23 protein-coding genes are annotated in these 19,676 nt (G+C 44.0%); 22 read left to right on the top strand and 1 reads right to left on the bottom strand.

The window, feature by feature from the left end; translation table 11 throughout:
* Nucleotides 1–60: 60 nt before the first annotated feature.
* The 12 genes from DXA55_RS08220 (at nucleotide 61) to guaA (ending at nucleotide 10,162) form a co-directional block, all read left to right on the top strand.
* Complete coding sequence (locus DXA55_RS08220) at nucleotides 61–642, top strand: xanthine phosphoribosyltransferase (RefSeq protein ID WP_055218716.1); 582 nt, start codon at nucleotides 61–63, stop codon at nucleotides 640–642.
* A gap of 12 nt (nucleotides 643–654) precedes the next feature.
* Nucleotides 655–906 (top strand): hypothetical protein, encoded by a 252-nt coding sequence (locus DXA55_RS08225; protein ID WP_022462118.1) that lies wholly within the window; start codon nucleotides 655–657, stop codon nucleotides 904–906.
* The gene (locus DXA55_RS08230) at nucleotides 903–1,382 is read left to right on the top strand and encodes a sensor histidine kinase (protein ID WP_117813698.1); all 480 of its coding nucleotides are present in this window, start codon (nucleotides 903–905) and stop codon (nucleotides 1,380–1,382) included. The genes DXA55_RS08225 and DXA55_RS08230 overlap by 4 nt, the downstream gene beginning before the upstream one ends.
* A 145-nt stretch (nucleotides 1,383–1,527) precedes the next feature.
* Nucleotides 1,528–2,625: a glycoside hydrolase family 172 protein gene (locus DXA55_RS08235; RefSeq protein WP_117801450.1), complete on the top strand. Its 1,098-nt coding sequence runs from the start codon at nucleotides 1,528–1,530 to the stop codon at nucleotides 2,623–2,625.
* Nucleotides 2,626–2,903: 278 nt separating this feature from the next.
* A complete protein-coding gene (locus DXA55_RS08240) occupies nucleotides 2,904–3,677 on the top strand; it encodes a polyphosphate polymerase domain-containing protein (protein ID WP_117813703.1) in 774 nt (257 codons plus the stop codon).
* A 224-nt stretch (nucleotides 3,678–3,901) separates the two neighbouring features.
* Nucleotides 3,902–4,135 (top strand): hypothetical protein, encoded by a 234-nt coding sequence (locus DXA55_RS19550; RefSeq protein ID WP_330410108.1) that lies wholly within the window; start codon nucleotides 3,902–3,904, stop codon nucleotides 4,133–4,135.
* Complete coding sequence (locus DXA55_RS19555) at nucleotides 4,107–4,355, top strand: hypothetical protein (protein WP_330410107.1); 249 nt, start codon at nucleotides 4,107–4,109, stop codon at nucleotides 4,353–4,355. The genes DXA55_RS19550 and DXA55_RS19555 overlap by 29 nt, the downstream gene beginning before the upstream one ends.
* Nucleotides 4,355–6,337: a carbohydrate-binding domain-containing protein gene (locus DXA55_RS08250; protein WP_117804145.1), complete on the top strand. Its 1,983-nt coding sequence runs from the start codon at nucleotides 4,355–4,357 to the stop codon at nucleotides 6,335–6,337. The genes DXA55_RS19555 and DXA55_RS08250 overlap by 1 nt, the downstream gene beginning before the upstream one ends.
* 150 nt (nucleotides 6,338–6,487) lie before the next feature.
* Nucleotides 6,488–6,988 (top strand): GreA/GreB family elongation factor, encoded by a 501-nt coding sequence (locus DXA55_RS08255; protein WP_117804146.1) that lies wholly within the window; start codon nucleotides 6,488–6,490, stop codon nucleotides 6,986–6,988.
* Between the two features lie 22 nt (nucleotides 6,989–7,010).
* A complete protein-coding gene (locus tag DXA55_RS08260; RefSeq protein ID WP_117804147.1) occupies nucleotides 7,011–7,490 on the top strand; it encodes an S-ribosylhomocysteine lyase in 480 nt (159 codons plus the stop codon).
* 90 nt (nucleotides 7,491–7,580) lie between these two features.
* Nucleotides 7,581–8,459 carry an aldose 1-epimerase family protein gene (locus DXA55_RS08265; RefSeq protein WP_117804148.1) on the top strand — a complete coding sequence of 293 codons (879 nt, stop codon included), beginning with the start codon at nucleotides 7,581–7,583 and terminating at the stop codon, nucleotides 8,457–8,459.
* 158 nt (nucleotides 8,460–8,617) lie between these two features.
* On the top strand, nucleotides 8,618–10,162 hold the full coding sequence (guaA, locus tag DXA55_RS08270) for a glutamine-hydrolyzing GMP synthase (protein WP_117813705.1): 1,545 nt from the start codon (nucleotides 8,618–8,620) through the stop codon (nucleotides 10,160–10,162).
* A gap of 178 nt (nucleotides 10,163–10,340) precedes the next feature.
* On the opposite strand, the gene DXA55_RS08275 is transcribed toward guaA, so the two are convergent.
* Nucleotides 10,341–10,901, bottom strand: a complete 561-nt coding sequence (locus tag DXA55_RS08275; RefSeq protein ID WP_021869172.1) for a helix-turn-helix domain-containing protein — start codon at nucleotides 10,899–10,901, stop codon at nucleotides 10,341–10,343.
* A gap of 217 nt (nucleotides 10,902–11,118) precedes the next feature.
* On the opposite strand from DXA55_RS08275, the gene DXA55_RS08280 reads away from it, so the two are divergent.
* The 10 genes from DXA55_RS08280 to DXA55_RS08325 all read left to right on the top strand — a co-directional run bounded on the left by DXA55_RS08280 (nucleotide 11,119) and on the right by DXA55_RS08325 (nucleotide 19,588).
* Entirely contained in the window at nucleotides 11,119–11,298 is a 180-nt protein-coding gene (locus DXA55_RS08280) for a DNA-binding protein (protein ID WP_021869173.1), read from the top strand.
* Between the two features lie 20 nt (nucleotides 11,299–11,318).
* Nucleotides 11,319–12,419 (top strand): site-specific integrase, encoded by a 1,101-nt coding sequence (locus DXA55_RS08285; RefSeq protein ID WP_117813706.1) that lies wholly within the window; start codon nucleotides 11,319–11,321, stop codon nucleotides 12,417–12,419.
* Nucleotides 12,403–12,726, top strand: coding sequence for a plasmid mobilization protein (locus tag DXA55_RS08290; protein ID WP_021869175.1), 324 nt, complete (start codon nucleotides 12,403–12,405; stop codon nucleotides 12,724–12,726). Before DXA55_RS08285 ends, DXA55_RS08290 begins: the two co-directional genes overlap by 17 nt.
* Complete coding sequence (locus DXA55_RS08295) at nucleotides 12,723–13,853, top strand: AAA family ATPase (RefSeq protein WP_117499867.1); 1,131 nt, start codon at nucleotides 12,723–12,725, stop codon at nucleotides 13,851–13,853. Before DXA55_RS08290 ends, DXA55_RS08295 begins: the two co-directional genes overlap by 4 nt.
* A gap of 100 nt (nucleotides 13,854–13,953) precedes the next feature.
* Nucleotides 13,954–14,187 carry a hypothetical protein gene (locus DXA55_RS08300; protein ID WP_055168133.1) on the top strand — a complete coding sequence of 78 codons (234 nt, stop codon included), beginning with the start codon at nucleotides 13,954–13,956 and terminating at the stop codon, nucleotides 14,185–14,187.
* A gap of 71 nt (nucleotides 14,188–14,258) precedes the next feature.
* Nucleotides 14,259–14,537 (top strand): hypothetical protein, encoded by a 279-nt coding sequence (locus tag DXA55_RS08305; protein ID WP_242853974.1) that lies wholly within the window; start codon nucleotides 14,259–14,261, stop codon nucleotides 14,535–14,537.
* Between the two features lie 129 nt (nucleotides 14,538–14,666).
* On the top strand, nucleotides 14,667–15,959 hold the full coding sequence (locus tag DXA55_RS08310; RefSeq protein ID WP_117813708.1) for a plasmid recombination protein: 1,293 nt from the start codon (nucleotides 14,667–14,669) through the stop codon (nucleotides 15,957–15,959).
* A 181-nt stretch (nucleotides 15,960–16,140) separates the two neighbouring features.
* Nucleotides 16,141–16,968: a DUF4116 domain-containing protein gene (locus tag DXA55_RS08315; RefSeq protein WP_117813710.1), complete on the top strand. Its 828-nt coding sequence runs from the start codon at nucleotides 16,141–16,143 to the stop codon at nucleotides 16,966–16,968.
* Nucleotides 16,946–18,820: a metallophosphoesterase gene (locus DXA55_RS08320; protein WP_117813711.1), complete on the top strand. Its 1,875-nt coding sequence runs from the start codon at nucleotides 16,946–16,948 to the stop codon at nucleotides 18,818–18,820. Before DXA55_RS08315 ends, DXA55_RS08320 begins: the two co-directional genes overlap by 23 nt.
* A gap of 72 nt (nucleotides 18,821–18,892) precedes the next feature.
* Complete coding sequence (locus tag DXA55_RS08325) at nucleotides 18,893–19,588, top strand: hypothetical protein (protein ID WP_117813713.1); 696 nt, start codon at nucleotides 18,893–18,895, stop codon at nucleotides 19,586–19,588.
* Nucleotides 19,589–19,676 lie beyond the last annotated feature (88 nt).

The raw sequence follows: 19,676 nt of genomic DNA on the forward strand, positions 1-19,676 counted from the left end.
GCATTTCCAGTGAGAAGTAAGTACAATGGGTATAATAAAAATTCGGGAGGCTTCAAAAAAATGCAGTTATTGGAAGACAGAATCCGCAAAGACGGAAAAGTACGCGAGGGAAATGTCCTGAAGGTGGACAGCTTTTTAAATCATCAGATGGACGTCAATCTGTTCCGGGAAATCGGAAAAGAGTTTCAGCGTCGTTTTGCGGGAGAGGAGATCACGAAAATCCTGACCATCGAGGCATCTGGAATCGGAATTGCCTGTGTTGTGGCTGAAATTTTTAATGTTCCGGTTGTGTTTGCAAAGAAAACGCAGACCAAAAATATCGCCGGCGATGTTTATACCACAAAAGTAGAATCTTTCACCCATGGAAGAGTTTATGATATCATTGTTTCCAAAGAATTTCTGGGAAAAGGAGACAAAGTTCTCCTGATCGATGATTTCCTGGCAAACGGAAAAGCGCTGGAAGGACTGGCAACCCTGGTACAGGATTCCGGTGCAGAGCTCGTAGGAGCAGGCGTTGTCATCGAAAAAGGGTTCCAGATCGGAGGAAAACTGCTGCGTGACCGCGGCATTCATCTGGAATCTCTTGCCATCGTCGATGGTATGGATGATAAAACCGGGGAAATTACCTTCCGGAAACAGTAAGGAGGCGTCAAAATGGCAAATCTGATTGCAAGAATTGCCGTTCTTCTGGTTCTGGCGGCCGCAGGAATGGTGCTGGCCGACAGAAAAGAAAAAATTGATCTCAGTGTGTCACTGCTGCTGTTTCTGGCGGCAGTCAATGTGACCTCTTTTTTCAGCCTGAAAGATAACAGGATTGTAGTTGTTATGATTCTGACGGTATATTTTCTGTTGTATGCAGGCGCAAAAGAGCTGCTGCGGAGACGGGCAGAGAAAAAAAGAAAATGAATGCAAATCGAACATCCGGCTGCGAGCACCCATGCAAAAGTGCCGGTCGGATGTTTTTTGAATTTTCCTGTAAATTCAAAAAACATCCGGGCAGGATCGCGCTGCAGAGCGATATTGCAGAAGAACTCCATATGGAAGGAGATGCCGCAAGAATCCACCAGCTCGTTTCTCTTCTTGTGGATAACGCCGTTAAATACACTCCGGAGGGTGGAAAAATCCACATTTTCTGGCGAAAAAACGGCAAAAAAGCAGAATTTTCGGTGCAGAATACCTGCGATACCCTGCCGGAAGGTGATCTCAACCGCCTCTTTGACCGCTTCTACCGTGCGGATGCGTCGCGGGCCAGGGAAAGCGGCGGCTATGGAATCGGCCTTTCTGTGGCAGCTGCAATTGTAAAGGCACATAAGGGAAAAATCACCGCAGAGCGGACACGAGATGGCATCTGTTTTAAAGCAGTCTTTCCGGCAAAAGGATGAAAGAAAGAAAATTCCGGAAAAATGGAAAAATGACGGCAGGGTAGGAAAGGCAGACACACAAAAAAGCAGAAATCAAAAGCTTCCAAGAGAGAAAAAACAAAACAAAAGAAAACAAAAGAAAACAAAACAAAAGGAGGAATATATGATGTTTGATTGTGGTTTACAGAATATTTTCCGGCTGAAAAACGGACAGTCCCGTTCCATCAACTGGGAAAACCGGAACGGAGAAAAAGGAAAAGGCGGCATGGCATCCAGCGATCTTGGTCCGTCCAGAAAAGGTTCCCCGTGTATCCCGAAAATAGAAGCAGGAGAGACCGTAACACTTGGTGAGATCCAGGGAGAAGGCATCATTCAGCACATCTGGATCACCGTCACAGACCGTACCAGTGAACGTAACCGTTATGTTCTGCGGGATCTTGTTCTGCGCATGTACTGGGATGACGAAGAAGATCCATCCGTGGAATGCCCGCTTGGCGATTTCTTCTGCTGCGGCTTCGGTGTTTCCTACCAGGTAAACTCAGTCCCGATTGCTGTCAATCCGACCCGTGGTTTCAACAGCTATTTCCCGATGCCGTTCCGTAAAAACGCCCGTATTACCATTGAAAATCAGTGTGATGAGCCGATTCCGGCCTTCTTTTATCAGATCGACTATTGCCTGACAACGGTTCCGGAAGATGCTGCCTATTTCCATGCCCAGTGGCGTCGTCAGCGCATAACGGAAAAGGCAAAAGACTACGTTGTCCTCGACAACATCAAAGGGAAAGGCCAGTACGTTGGAACGTATCTTGCACTTACCAGCCTCGAACGCTACTGGTACGGAGAAGGTGAGATGAAATTCTACATCGATGGAGACAAGGATTATCCAACCATCTGCGGAACCGGAACAGAAGATTACTTCGGTGGTGCCTGGAGCTTTGCAACACAGCAAAATGGCCAAACCGTTGAAAATCAGTACTGCACTCCGTATCTTGGATATCCTTACTACTCTACCCACGATACCTTCCTTCATAATGATTACCACAATGATGATCAGATGCCACAGCGCAGCTTCTACCGCTGGCACCTTCTTGATCCTATCCTTTTTGAGAAGGATCTTAAGGTAACCCTTCAGCAGATTGGCGTCAGTCATGGAGGTCTCTTTGAACGTCAGGATGATGTCGCTACCACAGCTTACTGGTACCAGACGCATCCTCATGTACCATTCGCGCCACTCATGTCCAGAAAAGAGCGCTGGCCAAGATGATTTTTGACGCTTTTCCTATTTTATATGTTTCATGACGTTGCATAGCGGCTGCAAGAGTCCGTTCCGAACAAATTCGCTTCCAACGAATTTGTCCGGAAAAGGGCTCTTTCTTTTTTTATATGGTATTCAAAAAGCGATCCGGATTACAGAGGTCCGTCTTTTCACAAATCTTTCACATTTTCCGTCCATTCTTTAAGGTTCCTTTAAAGTTTCCTCATTATACTTAAAAATGTAAAAAACATTTCCGGAAGTAAATCAAACGAAAGGATCAATCGATTATGATACAAAGCCAACAGATTCCCATGACCTTCCAACGGTATGAAACAAAATACATGCTTTCCCCGATCATGGCCCGCAAGCTTCGCAAGAGCCTTCCGGGTCATCTGCAGATGGATGAATACGGCCTTGATACCATCTGCAGCCTCTATTACGATACCCCGGATCACCAGCCCATCCGCCGTTCGCTGGAAAAACCCGCCTACAAAGAAAAACTGCGACTCCGCAGTTATGGTCCGGCCAAAGAGACCAGCCCCATATACGTAGAACTAAAGAAAAAATATGAAGGAATCGTCTACAAACGCCGCGAGCGCATGATATTATCAGAAGCGGTTCCCTATCTTGCGGGAAAATCAGAACCGGGCTTCGACAGCCAGATTCTCCACGAAATCACTTGGTTTCGCAACTACTACCGGGGGCTTGCTCCCGCTATGTACATCGCCTACGACCGCATCGCCTGCTTCGGCACGGAAGACAGGAACTTTCGTGTTACCTTCGACACCAATATCCGATGGCGTACCGACAATCTGTGTCTTGACGGTCCAACGGAAGGAACCAGGCTTTTAGAACCAGGCTGGTATCTCATGGAGGTGAAATCACCAGGTGCTGTGCCCCTATGGTTCAGCAAAATTCTGGATGATCTTGCAATCTATCCGGCATCATTTTCTAAATACGGCTTTGCCTATCAGATCGAAAATCAGAAAGTATCAGAAGAAAAAGCTTTCATACCATTCACAGATATCCGGCAAACCGTATCAAAAACAGCATTCCGTTAGCTGAATCAGGTAAGTCCTCTGCGGCCATTGCGAAAAGCAAGAAGCAGTGGGTGGACTCACAGCTTGCGAAAAGCCTTTTTCAAACATAATCTGCTTCACAAAAAAGAAAATGTAACTATTCAGAGCCATGCAAAATAGAAGCAACATCGCGATGTAGCGTAAGCGGAATCGAGATGGGGCTCTGAATAGACAAGAAAATAAAAAAATTCTGGGAGGAATTTGCTATGCTTAACGCAATATTCAGTTCCGTTTTTACAGAAACAACCGCCGCCTTCACCTTTGGTCAGTTCCTTGCCTGCACAGCAGTGTCTCTGATTCTGGGACTGTTGATCGCTGCTGTTTACAGGTACAAAAGCGAATGCACCAAAAGCTTTGCTGTCACGCTTGTTCTGATGCCTGTGATCGTACAGAGGGTGATCATGCTCGTCAATGGAAATCTTGGAACCGGAGTCCCTTGATTATACCAGTGTTTTTGACGATATCTTTGCCAGGTATCTGACCCGTTGCGAGCTTGTACAGGTAAAAACCACGAATATGGGAAGTCTTTTCAAGCTGGAGTATCGCATCGTATTCCGCGAGGAAGGCGAAGAGAAAAACATGATTGACCAGCTCCGCTGCAGAAACGGAAACCTTGAAATCCTGTGCAGTCGTGCGCAGACTGGAAGGGAGGAATTATAATGAATCGAAACAGAAAGAAAAAAAACAGAAAAAAAGAGACCGGCGCAGTCGTCAGCCTGCTTCTTGCATCATCGCTGGCCTTCGGCGGATGCGGCACAGCAGTGACATCTTCCAGCTCTGTGAATGCCGAATCTGCCCGTACAGAGTCAACCGGCGAAACATCTGCCGACAACGCGGATACCACATCAGAGAGCACAGATTCGGAAAATGCAATGGAAAGTGCTTCCGATATTAATTTTGACCTGGAACTGACCGAATCCACTATCGACACCGAATTCACAGACCGTGAGAAGAGCGGAAGCTATAAAGCATCAGAAGCCGTAAAAATTACACTTAATAAGACGACAGCTACCGTCTCCGGCAGCGGAGCCAAAGCAGACGGCAGCACAATTACCATCACGGAAGAAGGCGTTTACATCGTAAGAGGAACACTTGAGGATGGCCAGATTATCGTAAACGCATCCGATTCCGACAAGGTTCAGATCGTACTCGATGGAGTCCATATCAACTGTGAGACGAATGCTGCCATCTACGTTCGCGAAGCGGACAAAGTTTTCATCACGCTTGCTGAAAACAGCAGCAACACGCTTGGCGATGGAAACGAGTACACTCAGATTGACGACAACACGGTAGACAGTGTTATCTTCTCCAAATCAGATCTTGTCTGCAACGGGACAGGAAGTCTGACCATCGAGGCAGACTACAAGCACGGGATTGTATCCAAAGATGATCTTGTGATTACCGGCGGAACCTACAAAATCGCCGCTGCGGACAACGGGATCACAGCCAAAGATCAGATTAAAATTCTGAACGGAAGCTTTGACATTGATGCTGCAAACAGTGCGGTCAAAGCGAAGAATACGGATGACGCAGAGCTTGGAAATATCTATATTGCCGGTGGAATTTTTACGATCGAGGCGGAACAGGACGGCTTCCATGCAACCGGCAGCATTGTTGTCGATGACGGAACCATCACCGTAAACTCCGGTGATGACGGTTTCCATGCGGATCTCGACACCGTCATTCATGGCGGAACGATCCTTGTTGAAAAAAGCTACGAAGGACTGGAAGGAAAACGCGTTGTGGTCAATGGTGGTGACATTACCGTAAATGCCAGCGACGATGGCGCCAATGCTGCCGGTTCCGGTGACGATGACAGCAATGCCGCAAGCTCAAACGACGATAGCAGTGCTGTCGTAAACTCCGGTGATGATAGCAGCATATCCGGTACGGCAGACGGAAAGGAACCTCCGCAAATGCCGCCTGATACAGAAAACGGCAGCGATATGCAGCCATCGCAGGACTTCGATCCGGAGAACGCTCCGTCTGGCGGAAATGCGCCGCAGGACTTCGATCCGGGGAATGCTCCTTCTGACGGCGATGCTCGACAGATGATGCAGGGAGGCCCCGGCGGCGGGGGAAACTCTGAGCTTTACATTAAAATTACCGGCGGAACCCTGACCGTATCCGCCGATGGTGATGGTCTTGATTCCAACGGCGGTCTTCTCGTGACCGGCGGAACTACGATCGTGTACGGGCCGACCAGCGATGGTGACAGTGCCCTCGATTACGACGGAAGTGCAATTGTGACCGGCGGAACCTTAGCTGCTATCGGCAGTGCCGGCATGACGGAAAGCTTCGACGAAGCTTCCACCCAGCCCGTTATCACCTATTACTGTACGGAAACCCAGTCCGCTGACACTACCATCACACTGACAGACAGCGATGGAAGTGCCCTCTTCACGGTCACACCCGAAAAAGCCTACGCCAGCATCGTTTTGACCTGCCCAGAAATGAAACTGGACGCAACGTATACTCTGGCTGCCGGTACCGATAACGAAGAGATCACCCTCACGGACATCATCACCACCGCCGGAACCCGGTCTGTTAAAACGATGAGCGATCCCGAAGGTGGAAAAATGCCAAATAACAGCGACAACAAAGGAACTCCGCCTTCAAAACCAAGCGACACGGCTGAGTGAACCGTTATAGTTCATTCAGCACCGGAACATTTGCTGTTCCGGTGCGTAAGAAAGTGATTCTACTCATGATTCTACCGTGGCTGTCTTCCTACTTCCAATTTACCGTATTCTGTGCTAAAATAACCTCACAAGAAAAGAGGTAGAAAAATCATGTATGATAAACTGACCGAAAACGATATTAAAAAAATGCAGGAAGAAATCGACTACCGCAAACTGGTTGTCCGTCCAAAAGAGCTCGAGGCTGTAAAAGAAGCCCGTGCCCAGGGCGATCTCAGCGAAAACTTTGAGTACAAAGCTGCCAAACAGGACAAAAACCGCAACGAAAGCCGCATCCGCTATCTGGAAAAAATGATCAAAACCGCTCACGTCATCTCTGATGATTCAAAAGATGACGAAGTCGGCATCAACAACACCGTCCAGGTCTACATCGAAGAAGACGACGAAATCGAAACCTACAAACTCGTCACCACCGTCCGCGGCAACTCCTTAAAAGGCTACGTCAGCATCGACTCCCCCTTAGGAAAAGCCATCTTAGGCCATAAAGTCGGCGACCGCGTCACCGTAAAAGTAAGCGACACCTACAGCTACGACCTCCTCATCAAAAGCATTGAAAACACCGCCGATGACGATGACGAACTCCGAAGCTATTAAAAAAGAAAGGAAACCACTAACCATGGAAAAAATCGCAAGCTTCACCATCGACCATATCAAACTCAAACCAGGCGTCTACGTATCCCGTAAAGACCACGTAGGTGACAGCATCATCACCACCTTTGACCTGAGAATGACTTCACCAAACGATGAGCCCGTCATGAACACCGCCGAAGTCCACACCATCGAGCACCTCGGAGCTACCTTCCTCCGTAACCATGAGCAGTGGAAAGACAAAACCGTATACTTCGGTCCAATGGGCTGCCGCACCGGTTTCTACCTGCTGCTGGCAGGAGACTACACCTCCAGAGACATCGTCCCGCTCGTCACCGAAATGTATGAATTCATCCGCGATTTCAAAGGCGAAGTTCCGGGCGCATCTCCGAAAGACTGCGGAAACTACCTGGACATGAACCTCCCCATGGCCAACTACCTCGGCAAAAAATACCTGGATGAAGTCTTGTACGGAATTGATGATTCCCGTCTCGTCTATCCGGAATAAATTCTAAAAATGGTAACTATTCAGCGCCATGCAATTTCGCATGGCTCTGAATAGTTACAAAAAATGAAAGAAAACAGGGGGAAACAGAGTATGAGAACCATGGAAAACGAAAAACTGCGTGTGCAGATCAGCGATCACGGTGCAGAACTTTGCAGTATCTACGATAAGGAAGCTGACCGTGAGGCAGTCTGGATCGGAGATCCGGCCTTCTGGAACCGCCACGCACCGGTTTTGTTCCCGTTTGTCGGAAAAGTAAACGGTGGATTCTATACCCACAAAGGTATCAAATACCCGATGGGCCAGCATGGCTTTGCACGTGACAAAGAGTTTGCGTGCATGGAAAATACAGAAAATAAAACCGTACATCGTCTGGTATCGACCGATGAGACAAAAAAAGTCTATCCGTTCGACTTTGCTTTTACCGTAACCCAGAAACTTTCAGGCAGAACCGTGACTGTTATCTGGGAGGTAGAAAATACCGGAGAGGAAGACCTTTATTTTTCTGTCGGAGGGCATCCGGCATTTATGATTCCGGAGCAGTACGACATTGTCTTCAACAAAGATCTTCGGAACCATGGCGAGACAGAACTTGAATATGTTCTGATTGATCCGGAAACAGCAGGTGTTGATGCTGCACATCCACGGAAACTGGCATTAATCAACGGAAAAATCCCATATACCAGAACCCTTTTCGACGAGGATGCTCTGATCTTCGACAATACGCAGGTAGAGCGCGTTGGCGTGGAAGTAGATGGGAAACCGTACGTTACCCTCACCTGTAAAGGCTTCCCAAGCGTTGGTGTATGGTCCAAGCCAAAAGCAGCCGCTCCGTTTGTTTGTCTCGAGCCATGGATCGGCCGCTGTGACAACGTTGGCTTTGATGGTGAATTAAAAGACAAATATGGTGAACAGCACCTGAAGGCAGGAGAAAGTTTTCAGGCAAGCTACACCATCACCATCGGAGAATAAACCAGGTAAAAGAGAAAAAACTCTAAAGTATGGGGAAAAGAACACGTTTCCTATGCTTCGGGGGTTGAAATTTTACGGTTTCTTTACTATAATTAGCATCAAGCCCAAAAACGCATGTGGTTTGGCATGCACAGAAGAAAAAACAGGAGGGAACGTTTTTGAAAAGAGAAACGGTTATCGTACTTGATTTTGGCGGTCAGTACAATCAGTTAATTGCAAGACGTGTACGTGAGTGTAACGTTTACTGTGAGATTTATTCTTACAAAACAGATATTGAAAAGATTAAAGAAATTCAGCCGAAAGGTATTATCTTTACCGGCGGCCCGAACAGCGCATATCTGCCGGATTCCCCGACCTATACAAAAGAAATTTTCGAACTTGGAATTCCGATCCTCGGCATTTGCTACGGATCACAGCTGATGATGCATCTGCTGGGCGGAAAAGTAGAAGTAGCTCCGGTCAGAGAATATGGAAAAATTGAGGTAACCGTAGATACCAGTTCCGCACTGTTCGAAAATGTATCTGAAAAAACAATCTGCTGGATGAGCCACAACGACTATATTTCCAAAGCAGCCCCGGGCTTTGAAATCATTGCCCATACGGAGGACTGTCCGGTAGCAGCCGTTGCAAACGTAGAGAAAAAGCTCTATGCAACCCAGTTCCATCCGGAAGTTCTTCATACCAAAGAAGGAAAGAAGATGCTTTCCAACTTTGTATACAATGTATGTAAATGTGCCGGTGACTGGCACATGGATTCCTTCGTAGAAGAGTCTATCAAAGCTATCCGCGAAAAAGTTGGCAACGGAAAAGTACTCTGTGCCCTTTCCGGCGGCGTTGATTCCTCTGTTGCAGCCGTTATGCTCTCCAAAGCAGTTGGAAATCAGCTCACCTGCGTTTTTGTTGACCACGGTCTGCTGCGTAAAAACGAAGGCGATGAAGTAGAGGCTGTATTCGGACCGGAGGGTCCGTATGACCTGAATTTTATCCGTGTTAATGCACAGGAGCGTTTCTATGCCAAATTAAAAGGCGTAGAAGAGCCGGAGAAAAAACGTAAAATTATCGGTGAAGAATTTATCCGTGTCTTCGAAGAAGAGGCAAAGAAAATCGGTGCCGTAGACTTCCTTGTACAGGGAACCATCTACCCGGACGTTGTAGAGAGCGGTGTCGGCGGAGAATCCACCGTTATCAAATCTCACCATAATGTCGGAGGACTGCCGGATTACGTAGATTTCAAAGAAATCATCGAGCCATTGCGCAACCTCTTCAAAGATGAAGTAAGAAAAGCCGGTCTGGAGCTCGGAATTCCGGAATATCTTGTATTCCGTCAGCCATTCCCAGGTCCGGGTCTTGGTATTCGTATCATCGGTGAAGTAACCGTCGAGAAAGTGAAAATGGTTCAGGATGCCGACGCAATCTGGCGTGAAGAAATTGACAAAGCCGGAATCGCTCACGAAATCGGCCAGTACTTCGCAGCACTGACCAACATGCGTTCTGTTGGAGTCATGGGAGACGAAAGAACGTATGATTATGCCATTGCCCTCCGTGCCGTAACCACTACCGATTTCATGACAGCCGAAAGCGCAGAAATTCCGTGGGATGTCATCGGAAAAACAACGAGCAGAATTGTAAACGAAGTAAAACACATCAATCGCGTTATGTATGATTGCACAGGAAAACCACCGGCAACCATCGAGTTTGAGTGATGAAATGAACTTGAAAAAGCCTTTATTTATGCTGATTGCAAGCAAATTTGTTTAAGCCTTGGCAACGATTTGGCAACATTTTGGGTATCACTCACTGAATAACAGAATACTTCAATAAGAGAAAAACCTTGCTGATTTTCAGATATGGAAACTGAACATCGGCAAGGTCTTTTTATGCTTATTTCTGCTTTTTCTTTTTAGACGCTTTCTTTTCTTCTTTCTCGATTTCCTGAAATTCTTTGGCAAGCATATCACTGACCGCCTGCGAGGGAACACTCCCCCAATGTCCAGAGGTGTCAAGTTCTGGGTACTTGTATCGCCACTGGTCGTATTCTTCTCTGCTAATCTCGCCCCGTTCCAGCTTGGCAGATTGTTCCTGCCATGCGTGGAACATTTTGAACATGGAGGAATAGGTGGAACAGTCGGACTTGTCCAGCCGCAGACACACTTCCCCGTCAATCTCTCCGATTTTCAGTCCATACATATCTTCCAGCGCAAAAAGTGTGTGCATAAGCCCGATATAGCTGTCAATCTCCGGGACTGTGATTGCTCGTGGGCTGACATCAAAGATATTTGCCATTTCTTTTACAAGGTCTTGCTTCGGCGTTCTGGCTTCTGATTCATACTGTGCCATACGGACATCAGAGGTCTTTCCGAGAAAACCGAGGATTTCGCCTAACTGCTTTTGCGTCATGCCTTTCCGATTACGGAAAAAGCGGATTCGTTTGCCGATTGCCATAATAAAACCTCCGTTGTAGTTATAGTGATACAACCATTCTTGACTTAAACATTTCTGTTGAAGTTAGTATAACATTGTGCAATAGGAATAGCAAGAGAAACTTAAATAAAAAAAGTTAAGATTTTTCTGCAAACCACTTGACTTAACGGAATTTATTTAGTATCATAGATATAACTTAAACAAAAACAGTTAAATAAAGAAAGGAGAGGATAACTGAATGGCAGAAAAATCATTTATGACTGTGGAGGAAGTGGCAGCGGAACTGCGGGTGTCAAAGTCAAAAGCCTACCAGATTGTGCGGGAACTAAACGCAGAATTACAGAAACAGGGCTATCTGACGGTGGCTGGTCGTGTGAACGCTACATTTTTTCATAAAAAGGTCTGTTACAGCGATTAAGCGGAAAGGAGATGATTTGAATGGCTGTATACAAAGACAATGCTACAGGAACGTGGCGGGTAATCTATCGTTTCACGAATTGGAAAGGGGAGCGGAAGCAGACCCAGAAACGAGGATTTGCTACGAAGAGGGAAGCACAGGCGTGGGAACATGAAGCCATGCTGAAACAAGGTGCAAAGCTGGATATGACATTTGCCAGCTTCTTTGAGGTTTACGAAGCCGACAAGAAACAGCGTGTCAAGGAAAGCACATGGGAATCCAAAAGCCATGTAATCCGCACAAAGATTTTACCGTATTTCGGAAATCGGAAGATAGCGGAGATTGAAGCAAAAGACATTATCGCATGGCAGAATGAACTCATGGCGTACCGGGACGAGAAAGGGAAGCCTTATTCGGCGGATTATCTGAAAACCATACACGCCCAGCTTACAGCAATTTTCAACCATGCTGTGAACTTCTATAACCTGCCCTACAATCCGGCAAGGCGGGCTGGCACAATGGGAAATGAGGTTCCGAAAGAAATGGACTTCTGGACGAAAGAGGAATATCTGAAATTCTCCGAAGCCATGATGGATAAGCCCCGTTCCTATTATGCCTTTGAAATGCTTTACTGGTGCGGAATCCGCTCCGGCGAACTGCTGGCACTCACTCCGGCTGATTTTGATTTTCAGAAGCAGACAGTCACAATCAGCAAGACGTTTCACCGATCTAAAGGGCGGGATATTATCACAAGTCCGAAAACAAAAAAGAGTAACCGTACAATCAAAATGCCGCCATTTCTCTGTGAGGAAATGCAGGAATATATCAAAATGCTTTACGACATTCAGCCAGACGAGCGGTTGTTTACGGTCACGAAATCCTATCTCAACCATGAGATGGAGCGAGGGGCGAAGCAGGCAGGAGTGAAAAAGATTCGTGTGCATGATATTCGTCATAGTGCGGTTTCTCTGTTAATCGACATGGGATTTTCGGTGTTGGCGATTGGGGAGCGCATGGGGCATGAAGCGGAGAAAATCACTTACCGCTATGCTCATTTATTCCCTACGGTGCAGACGGAAATGGCAGAAAAATTGGAAATGGAGCGAATGACAAAGGAGGATACAAATGGAAAGAACACTTGATTACAAAGGGCGGTGGCGCAATCATACAGTAGCGTTCCGGGTATCGAACGAGGAAGCGAATCTGCTTAACGATTTGGTGGCACTGTCGGGATTGACGAAGCAGGACTACATCACAAGGCGGCTGCTGTGCCGGGACGTGGTGGTACAGGGTAATCCGAGGGTGTATAAGGCTCTGAAAAATCAAATGGCGGCTATCTACGAGGAATTGAAGCGTCTGGAAGCATTAAGCCCGGACAATGACGAACTGCTCTATACGTTACAGGTAATCGGAATCACATTAGACGGTCTGAAAGGAGAAGATGAATGACAGAAAAAATAAAAACGACTGCTCCCGTATTATCTGTTGGCGCAGATAGGGAACAGCCGAATACAAAAAATCACAAAGAAATTATAGCAAATGAAACAGCACAAATCAATCTGCAAGCCGCACAAAACCCGGAGAAATCCAGGAGCGGCGGGCTTCAAACCGTTTCCATGACGGAACTGTATGATACCGTATATCCACCGAGAACACCGGTTGTGGACGGGTTTCTCTACGGCGGTACTTACCTCTTTGTAGGTGCGCCGAAAGTTGGAAAATCGTTCTTTATGGGGCAGCTTGCCTACCATGTGGCAATGGGGCTTCCACTGTGGGATTATCCCGTCCGAAAGGGGACGGTGCTGTATCTGGCACTGGAAGATGATTACGCAAGGCTTCAGCGCCGACTCTCCGGTATGTTCGGTGTGGAATGTGCGGATAACCTGTACTTTGCGACACAGGCAAAGACCTTGAATGAGGGATTAGACAGGCAATTAGAGGAATTTCTGAAAGAGCATACAGACGCAAGGCTGATTATCATTGACACGCTCCAGAAAGTGCGTGAGGTTGGCGGGGACAGGTACAGCTATTCCAGTGATTACGAGATTGTGACAAAGTTAAAATCGTTCAGCGATAAATACGGTATCTGCCTGCTGGTGGTTCATCACACACGCAAGCTGGAATCCGAGGACAGCTTTGATATGATTTCCGGCACAAATGGGTTGCTTGGAGCGGCAGACGGGGCGTTTATCATGCACAAGAAAAAGCGTACTGACAATGAGGCGGTGCTGGATATTGTGGGGCGTGACCAGCCGGATCAGGAACTGACCATAGAGTTTGACCGGGAGTGCTGCGTCTGGAAATTTAAAAAGGCGGAGACGGAACTGTGGAAACAACCGCCGAATCCTCTGCTGGAAGCAATCAACAATTTTCTGACAGAGGATAAGCCGGAATGGGAGGGGACAGCAACAGAACTTGTGAGCCAGTTGCCGGATATGCAGATACAGGCAAACGTGCTTTCCAGAAAATTGAATGTAGTCAATAGTCAGTTGCTTAATAACTATGGAATTTTCTATGACAATAAGCGAGGGCATGAAAGGAAGATTGTTCTGAAACGGCTTGAGCCGAGAGAGTAAAAGCGACGATATGCGTCGGTTGCGACGGTATTTTTTACAGTGGGCTGGTATAGAAAATATTGACGCTATCGACGCAAACCGACGCAGAAAGGATTAAGTGATGAAAAACGTGCAAATTCCTTATGAATTGTTTGTATCTCTGCTCCGCTATCATCTAATGGAAGATGATGATTGTCTGAATGAAATCCGGCAGGGATTGGAGCAGAAATTGGATTCTCTGGTGCGCCATGAATTATATGCGAAATATAAGACTGCGCCCACACAGGAAGAACGGGAAAATGCCAGACAGGAATATCTGGAAAAACGTGGAGTGCCGGATAGCTTCCGCTGGTAGTTTTCCTTTGATGATAACAGACAGGAGCGTGTCACGCTCCTGTGGATAGCAGATAACGAGAAAGGTGTGATTTGATGATAATTCAGCCGGAATGGGGAACCCGGAACGTGAACAAATATTTTTACGAAAATGAAGCCCGTAGGATTGCCGCATTCAATGAAATCTTTGGAGATGTGGAACTGACTGCGGCAGAAATGCGGACGCTGGTATGGCTGTGTGGGTGGGAGGAATGTACAGTAGAAAACGTACTTTCGGCTATCCGAAAAGCTATGGCGGAAGCAAAGCGGCGGGAACAGCCGCCCGTCCGTAGGACGGAAAAGCCCTCGGCAGAGCGCAAAGGCAGCTTTTGATGGACGGAACGGCTGTCAAAAGTGCTTTTGCGTTACTTTCGGCGAAAGTAACAAAGCTTATGCGCCGTATCCGGCGCTGATTACCCGAACAGGGAGAAAGGATATTGATTGAAGCGAACAATCAGCTTTATGACAGGAAAAGGCTCTGTCAACCATAACAGCAGAAAATTTCATGCAAAGAATACTGACCCGGAAAGAAGCTGTCTGAACGTGGAATACTGCAACGAAAATATTAAGGACGTATATCACGAATTGTTTGATGAAGCACTCGCCCGGTACAATGAGAAGCAGACTAGAAGTGACCGCCGGATTGATGATTATTATGGGAAAATCTGTTCCGGCAAGCAGGAAAAACCATTCCATGAGATTATCCTGCAAATCGGGGATAAGGACAACATGGGAGCGAAAACGGAGAACGGACAGCTTGCGGTAAAAGTGTTGGATAAATATATGCAGGACTTTCAGCAACGAAATCCTACGTTGAGGGTGTTCAGTGCCTATCTTCATATGGACGAAGCAACGCCCCACTTGCATATAGATTTTGTACCGTATACGACAGGAAGCAAGCGGGGACTTGATACAAGAGTTTCTTTGAAACAGGCGTTATCTGCTCTCGGATTTAAAGGCGGCGCAAGACGGGAAACGGAATTAAATCAGTGGGTGGCTTATGAGAAAGAACAGCTTGCCGCTGTCATGCTGGAACATGGGATTGAGTGGGAGAAGAAAGGCACACATGAAAAGCATTTATCTGTCTTGGATTTTGAAAAAAAGGAGCGGGCAAAGGAAGTTGCAGAACTGGAAACGAAAAAAGCGGAATTGCAGGAAGAAAACGCTACTTTTCAAGAAATCAACGAAGATTTGCATGAACAGTTGTTACAGGTTGATGATGAGATTCGTTCCTTACAGGAAGATTTGCAGGAGTCCCGGCAGGAAGCAGAGAAAGCACAGAAACAGGCGGACAAATATCAGAAGCGCATGAATGAACTTGCTCCTATGGTAAAGAACATGGAAAAGCTGGCGGCAGACTTTTCCGCAGATCCGGAGCAGACGCTTCCAGAAGCGGCGGTTATGGAATCTGCAAAGTCGTATCGGGAAAAGAAAGCAAAACCGCTGGTAAAGAAAATTGTACAAGTTATGCGCTCCGTTTATTCGGCATATCTGGATATTTCAAATAAGTTTACAAAGCTGCAAGCGGCGTATAACAGGGAACGGAGCGGAAACGAGCGACTGACAAACAGGCTGGAAGAAGTTTTGGAGGAAAACCGGGAATTGAGGATAGTGGTGGAAGATTTTGGGCGTATAAAAGCTGTGGTCGGCTCTGAACAGGTTAATGCTGTGATTGACCGGGTAAAGCAGCAGGAACAGATAGAAGCCGAGCAGAAACGGGCTGCAAGGAGAAAACATAATCGGGAAGCCCACTGACAGGCGGAGGGCTGCTTAAAGACCTCTTAGCTGCATGAAGCGAATCCCCGCCAGTTAGTCAAGAGTGGCGTAGCCGTTAATTTACTCTTGACTGGCTGGTGGGGATTTGCTATTTCCATTTACTCTTTCAAACGAAGAAGTTATAATTAAAATATAAAGGCTGAAGAAAGGTTAAGGGAGAATGGATATTACAAAGGAATTAAAAAAGGATGGTATGTTACTAAAAAAGATTCCTAAAAAGGAACAAACGATAGATATTTGCAAAATGGCTATTAGACAGAATCCTTTAGCTTTACAATTTGTGTCCAGAAAATGTTTGGATTCAAAAATGTGCTTAGCAGCGGTAAAAAAGGATGGACAGGCATTTCGGTATGTTCCTAGTCAATTTATTACGAGGAAAATGTGCGAATTGGCAGTTGAGGCAGACCCGGAACTTTTGAATAATGTACCAGAGAATTTTAGGACATTGAGAATTTGTATAAATGCTATTAAAAAAGATGTAAGTACTTTATCATATGTATCACGAGAAAAAAGATATGAATTGTTTGACAATAACACAGAAATTGATTTAATTAAAAAGGTTGTAGAGCATAATTCTAAATGGTTAATGTATATGCCTAACCGCCCAGATGTGAGGGTGTTTTGTATAAGTTGTATGGAAGAAGATTTTTCTGTTGCACAGTATATGCCAGAGCAGATAAAAATTGCTGATGATATTCTGAACTATCAAAAAACGAAAGGAAAATTACATTTTATACACAAGTATTATAATTCCGAAGAAGGAAAATTTTGTGTAAAAATTAAGGTTGTATGTGGACAACATGCCTCAATATTTGATGAAAATGAGATGATAGAAGAATCATATTGTGTTGTGATGGAATTTGGAGACTTTGACAAGTTTTATAGCTTTTTAGATGGAGATCTTTTTGATGCAGAATTAAGAAATTTTGATTTTAAAGGAATAGATTTAAAGCAATATAATATTGATGGTGCTACTATCAATAGATGAAATATTGCAATTACAAGGATTATATGACGGGACATATTTTTCATCTATTAAAAAGATTTTGGAAACAGATTCAGATGAATTTATGGGAAGTAATGAGATTATGATACCTAATGAATTTTGTTATCCCAAACCTATAGATGATGATGAACATGAGCGATTTGATATTAGTCATATTCCGTTTTTTTATATTAGTGACATTCACTTAGCACATCGAGTTTGCAATAAATTTAAGGATAAGGCAACAAAAGAAGAAATACGCTCATATATAAAGTATTTAGCAAGAAGTATGGTTTCTTCCATTGGAACCAGGCCATATAATAGCTATTTGCTGATTGCAGGAGATACTTCATCTATTTTTGAGTTTGCCGCTATTTTTTATAACGAACTTATACAGTGGTGGAATCCAAATCAGATAGTGGTTGTGCCTGGTAATCACGAATTATGGGATCCTTGTATTGACATGGAAGATAATATAGAAATATATAGGAAATTTTTTGATGATTTAGGTATAATATTTTTACAAAATGATTTAATGTGTGTAGAAGATAGGAAAAAATGTGAGATATTCAGTGAAGCAGAAATATTGAAAATGAGTGAAGAAGAAATAAGGAGCAAGTCTCAATGTTGTTCGGTCATTATTTTGGGTGGAATAGGATTTAGTGGTTTAAATGAAAAATTCAATGCCTCAAATATTCGATATGGGAAAAGTTTTGATGAATTATCAAGAGAAGCAGCTTTGAGGAAAGATATACAAGAGGCAATTCGTTTTAATACGATATACACCAAAATATTAAAAAGCTTAGGCAAAAGCAGAGTTATTGTCCTTACACACGTCAAAAAAGGAGACTGGAATACTGAACCACATAATCCGTATTGGATATATTTGAATGGGCACAATCACCAAAACTTTTATGAAGTGAGCGATAGAAGAACTATATATGCTGATAACCAAATTGGATATAGAACAAAGAATATTGGGTTAAAATATTTCTATTGTGATAATAATTATGATATATTTGCTTATTATCAAGACGGAATACATGAAATAACACGGGAGCAGTATATTGATTTTAACAGAGGGAAATTGGTTTCCATGTCATTTAAAAGGGAAGATGGAACAATTTATATGCTAAAAAGAAATAGTATATATTTATTTTTGATATACTGTGAATACTCCAAACGTTCAAGAGGAAAATCACTATATCTTATGAATGGTGGAAAGTTGGGGAGATTAGGACGAAATAGGATAGAGGATTTAGCTTATTATTATGATAACCTCAAAAAATATGTGGAAAATGTAAATCAACTACTATACAGGTACGTGGGAGGTCAACAGAGAATTTCCGAATTTATCAAACATCTTGGCGGTTCTGGAAAGATACATGGTTGCATTGTTGATGTAGAAAGACCTAATGAATTAGAAGGATTTTCATATTGTCATTTGTTTGTTAATCCGATAGATGGGAAAGTGACACCATATTTTGCTTATGATGTAAAATCAAGAATTGTATACAAAGATTTTAAGGCTTTACTGCAAGCACATGATAGTTGCAAGTTAATGGCTAATAATTATTTGAGGCTTGAAAAAGAATCTGTGCATAATTTACCGACTATTCAGTATTCGGGGCAGATGGAAGAATGGGAAAATGAAGATTCCATGTATGATGAGGGAGGTTATCTATATAAAATTTCTCGAATTATAAAAAGTTTACAGTATTGTGCGGAGAAAAATATTGTGCGTTTATGGAATGAAGAACTGCTGAATTATGATTTTGTAAATCGGATTAAACAATCGAATCAGATTGATGAAATTGTAGATGATAGACTAATGATTGATGAAAAGAATGTTTAATGGCAATGTTGCGATTTAGATACTCTGGAAGCCTTACATTTCGGGAGATTCCAGACACATAGGAGGAGACTAATGATTAAGAGAGGGTTGAAAAACTGGAAGGATATTTCTGATTTGCAAGGAATGTTATTTTTTGTACAACGGATGGATGAATTGCTTTTTCATTATTCAATGGATACTTATAAAACACCAACGTTAAATATAAAATTGTTATTACGTGAATATTTGGAAACTGTCGATAGCATTAAAGAGGGATTGCTAAAGGATAAAAATGAGCTTCCAATATTTGAAGAAATTGTGTGGTCTTTGAAAGAGGATATTGCAGCGCAAAAAATCATTGGTATTAGTAAAACTAAAGAATTCCTAAAAAATCATGGTTCCTATGACAGCGATATGAAAAGAAAGGTCTGCCAACTATTTTTAGACAAATTATCTAGTCGCAGATATTTGGAAGAAATTGAGATGGAGTTAAAAAATGCAGTTTTAGAGGATAGAAAAAAAGAAATTGAGTTATGCTCAAAATATTTAGTAAGAGAACTTACAGTTTTAGGATATAACTCAAGGTTTATTTTTTCATGTTTAAATAAAGTGTTTTTTTTAAAAAGTGTGAATGATGTAGCGAGTTTAGAAACTTTTTTTAGTTGTTTTGATTCAGAAGTGAAAGGATATTCGGTGTATTTTACAGTTCATAAAGAACTTGCGAAATTTAGTGGACTATTATCGGAAAAAATGCCTGAAAATTCTATTGGTTTATTTTTTCATGTTTAAATAAAGTGTTTTTTTTAAAAAGTGTGAATGATGTAGCGAGTTTAGAAACTTTTTTTAGTTGTTTTGATTCAGAAGTGAAAGGATATTC

The organism is Blautia sp. OF03-13, from assembly GCF_003460685.1.
GTDB classification, from domain to species: domain Bacteria; phylum Bacillota; class Clostridia; order Lachnospirales; family Lachnospiraceae; genus Fusicatenibacter; species Fusicatenibacter saccharivorans.

Bases quoted from the DNA above. Each gene is read 5' to 3' on its own strand.
- DXA55_RS08220 (WP_055218716.1), top strand. From the start codon at position 61: ATGCAGTTATTGGAAGACAGAATCCGCAAAGACGGAAAAGTACGCGAG.
- DXA55_RS08225 (WP_022462118.1), top strand. From the start codon at position 655: ATGGCAAATCTGATTGCAAGAATTGCCGTTCTTCTGGTTCTGGCGGCC.
- DXA55_RS08230 (WP_117813698.1), top strand. From the start codon at position 903: ATGAATGCAAATCGAACATCCGGCTGCGAGCACCCATGCAAAAGTGCC.
- DXA55_RS08235 (WP_117801450.1), top strand. From the start codon at position 1,528: ATGTTTGATTGTGGTTTACAGAATATTTTCCGGCTGAAAAACGGACAG.
- DXA55_RS08240 (WP_117813703.1), top strand. From the start codon at position 2,904: ATGATACAAAGCCAACAGATTCCCATGACCTTCCAACGGTATGAAACA.
- DXA55_RS19550 (WP_330410108.1), top strand. From the start codon at position 3,902: ATGCTTAACGCAATATTCAGTTCCGTTTTTACAGAAACAACCGCCGCC.
- DXA55_RS19555 (WP_330410107.1), top strand. From the start codon at position 4,107: ATGGAAATCTTGGAACCGGAGTCCCTTGATTATACCAGTGTTTTTGAC.
- DXA55_RS08250 (WP_117804145.1), top strand. From the start codon at position 4,355: ATGAATCGAAACAGAAAGAAAAAAAACAGAAAAAAAGAGACCGGCGCA.
- DXA55_RS08255 (WP_117804146.1), top strand. From the start codon at position 6,488: ATGTATGATAAACTGACCGAAAACGATATTAAAAAAATGCAGGAAGAA.
- DXA55_RS08260 (WP_117804147.1), top strand. From the start codon at position 7,011: ATGGAAAAAATCGCAAGCTTCACCATCGACCATATCAAACTCAAACCA.
- DXA55_RS08265 (WP_117804148.1), top strand. From the start codon at position 7,581: ATGAGAACCATGGAAAACGAAAAACTGCGTGTGCAGATCAGCGATCAC.
- DXA55_RS08275 (WP_021869172.1), bottom strand. From the start codon at position 10,901: ATGGCAATCGGCAAACGAATCCGCTTTTTCCGTAATCGGAAAGGCATG.
- DXA55_RS08280 (WP_021869173.1), top strand. From the start codon at position 11,119: ATGGCAGAAAAATCATTTATGACTGTGGAGGAAGTGGCAGCGGAACTG.
- DXA55_RS08285 (WP_117813706.1), top strand. From the start codon at position 11,319: ATGGCTGTATACAAAGACAATGCTACAGGAACGTGGCGGGTAATCTAT.
- DXA55_RS08290 (WP_021869175.1), top strand. From the start codon at position 12,403: ATGGAAAGAACACTTGATTACAAAGGGCGGTGGCGCAATCATACAGTA.
- DXA55_RS08295 (WP_117499867.1), top strand. From the start codon at position 12,723: ATGACAGAAAAAATAAAAACGACTGCTCCCGTATTATCTGTTGGCGCA.
- DXA55_RS08300 (WP_055168133.1), top strand. From the start codon at position 13,954: ATGAAAAACGTGCAAATTCCTTATGAATTGTTTGTATCTCTGCTCCGC.
- DXA55_RS08310 (WP_117813708.1), top strand. From the start codon at position 14,667: ATGACAGGAAAAGGCTCTGTCAACCATAACAGCAGAAAATTTCATGCA.
- DXA55_RS08315 (WP_117813710.1), top strand. From the start codon at position 16,141: ATGGATATTACAAAGGAATTAAAAAAGGATGGTATGTTACTAAAAAAG.
- DXA55_RS08320 (WP_117813711.1), top strand. From the start codon at position 16,946: ATGGTGCTACTATCAATAGATGAAATATTGCAATTACAAGGATTATAT.
- DXA55_RS08325 (WP_117813713.1), top strand. From the start codon at position 18,893: ATGATTAAGAGAGGGTTGAAAAACTGGAAGGATATTTCTGATTTGCAA.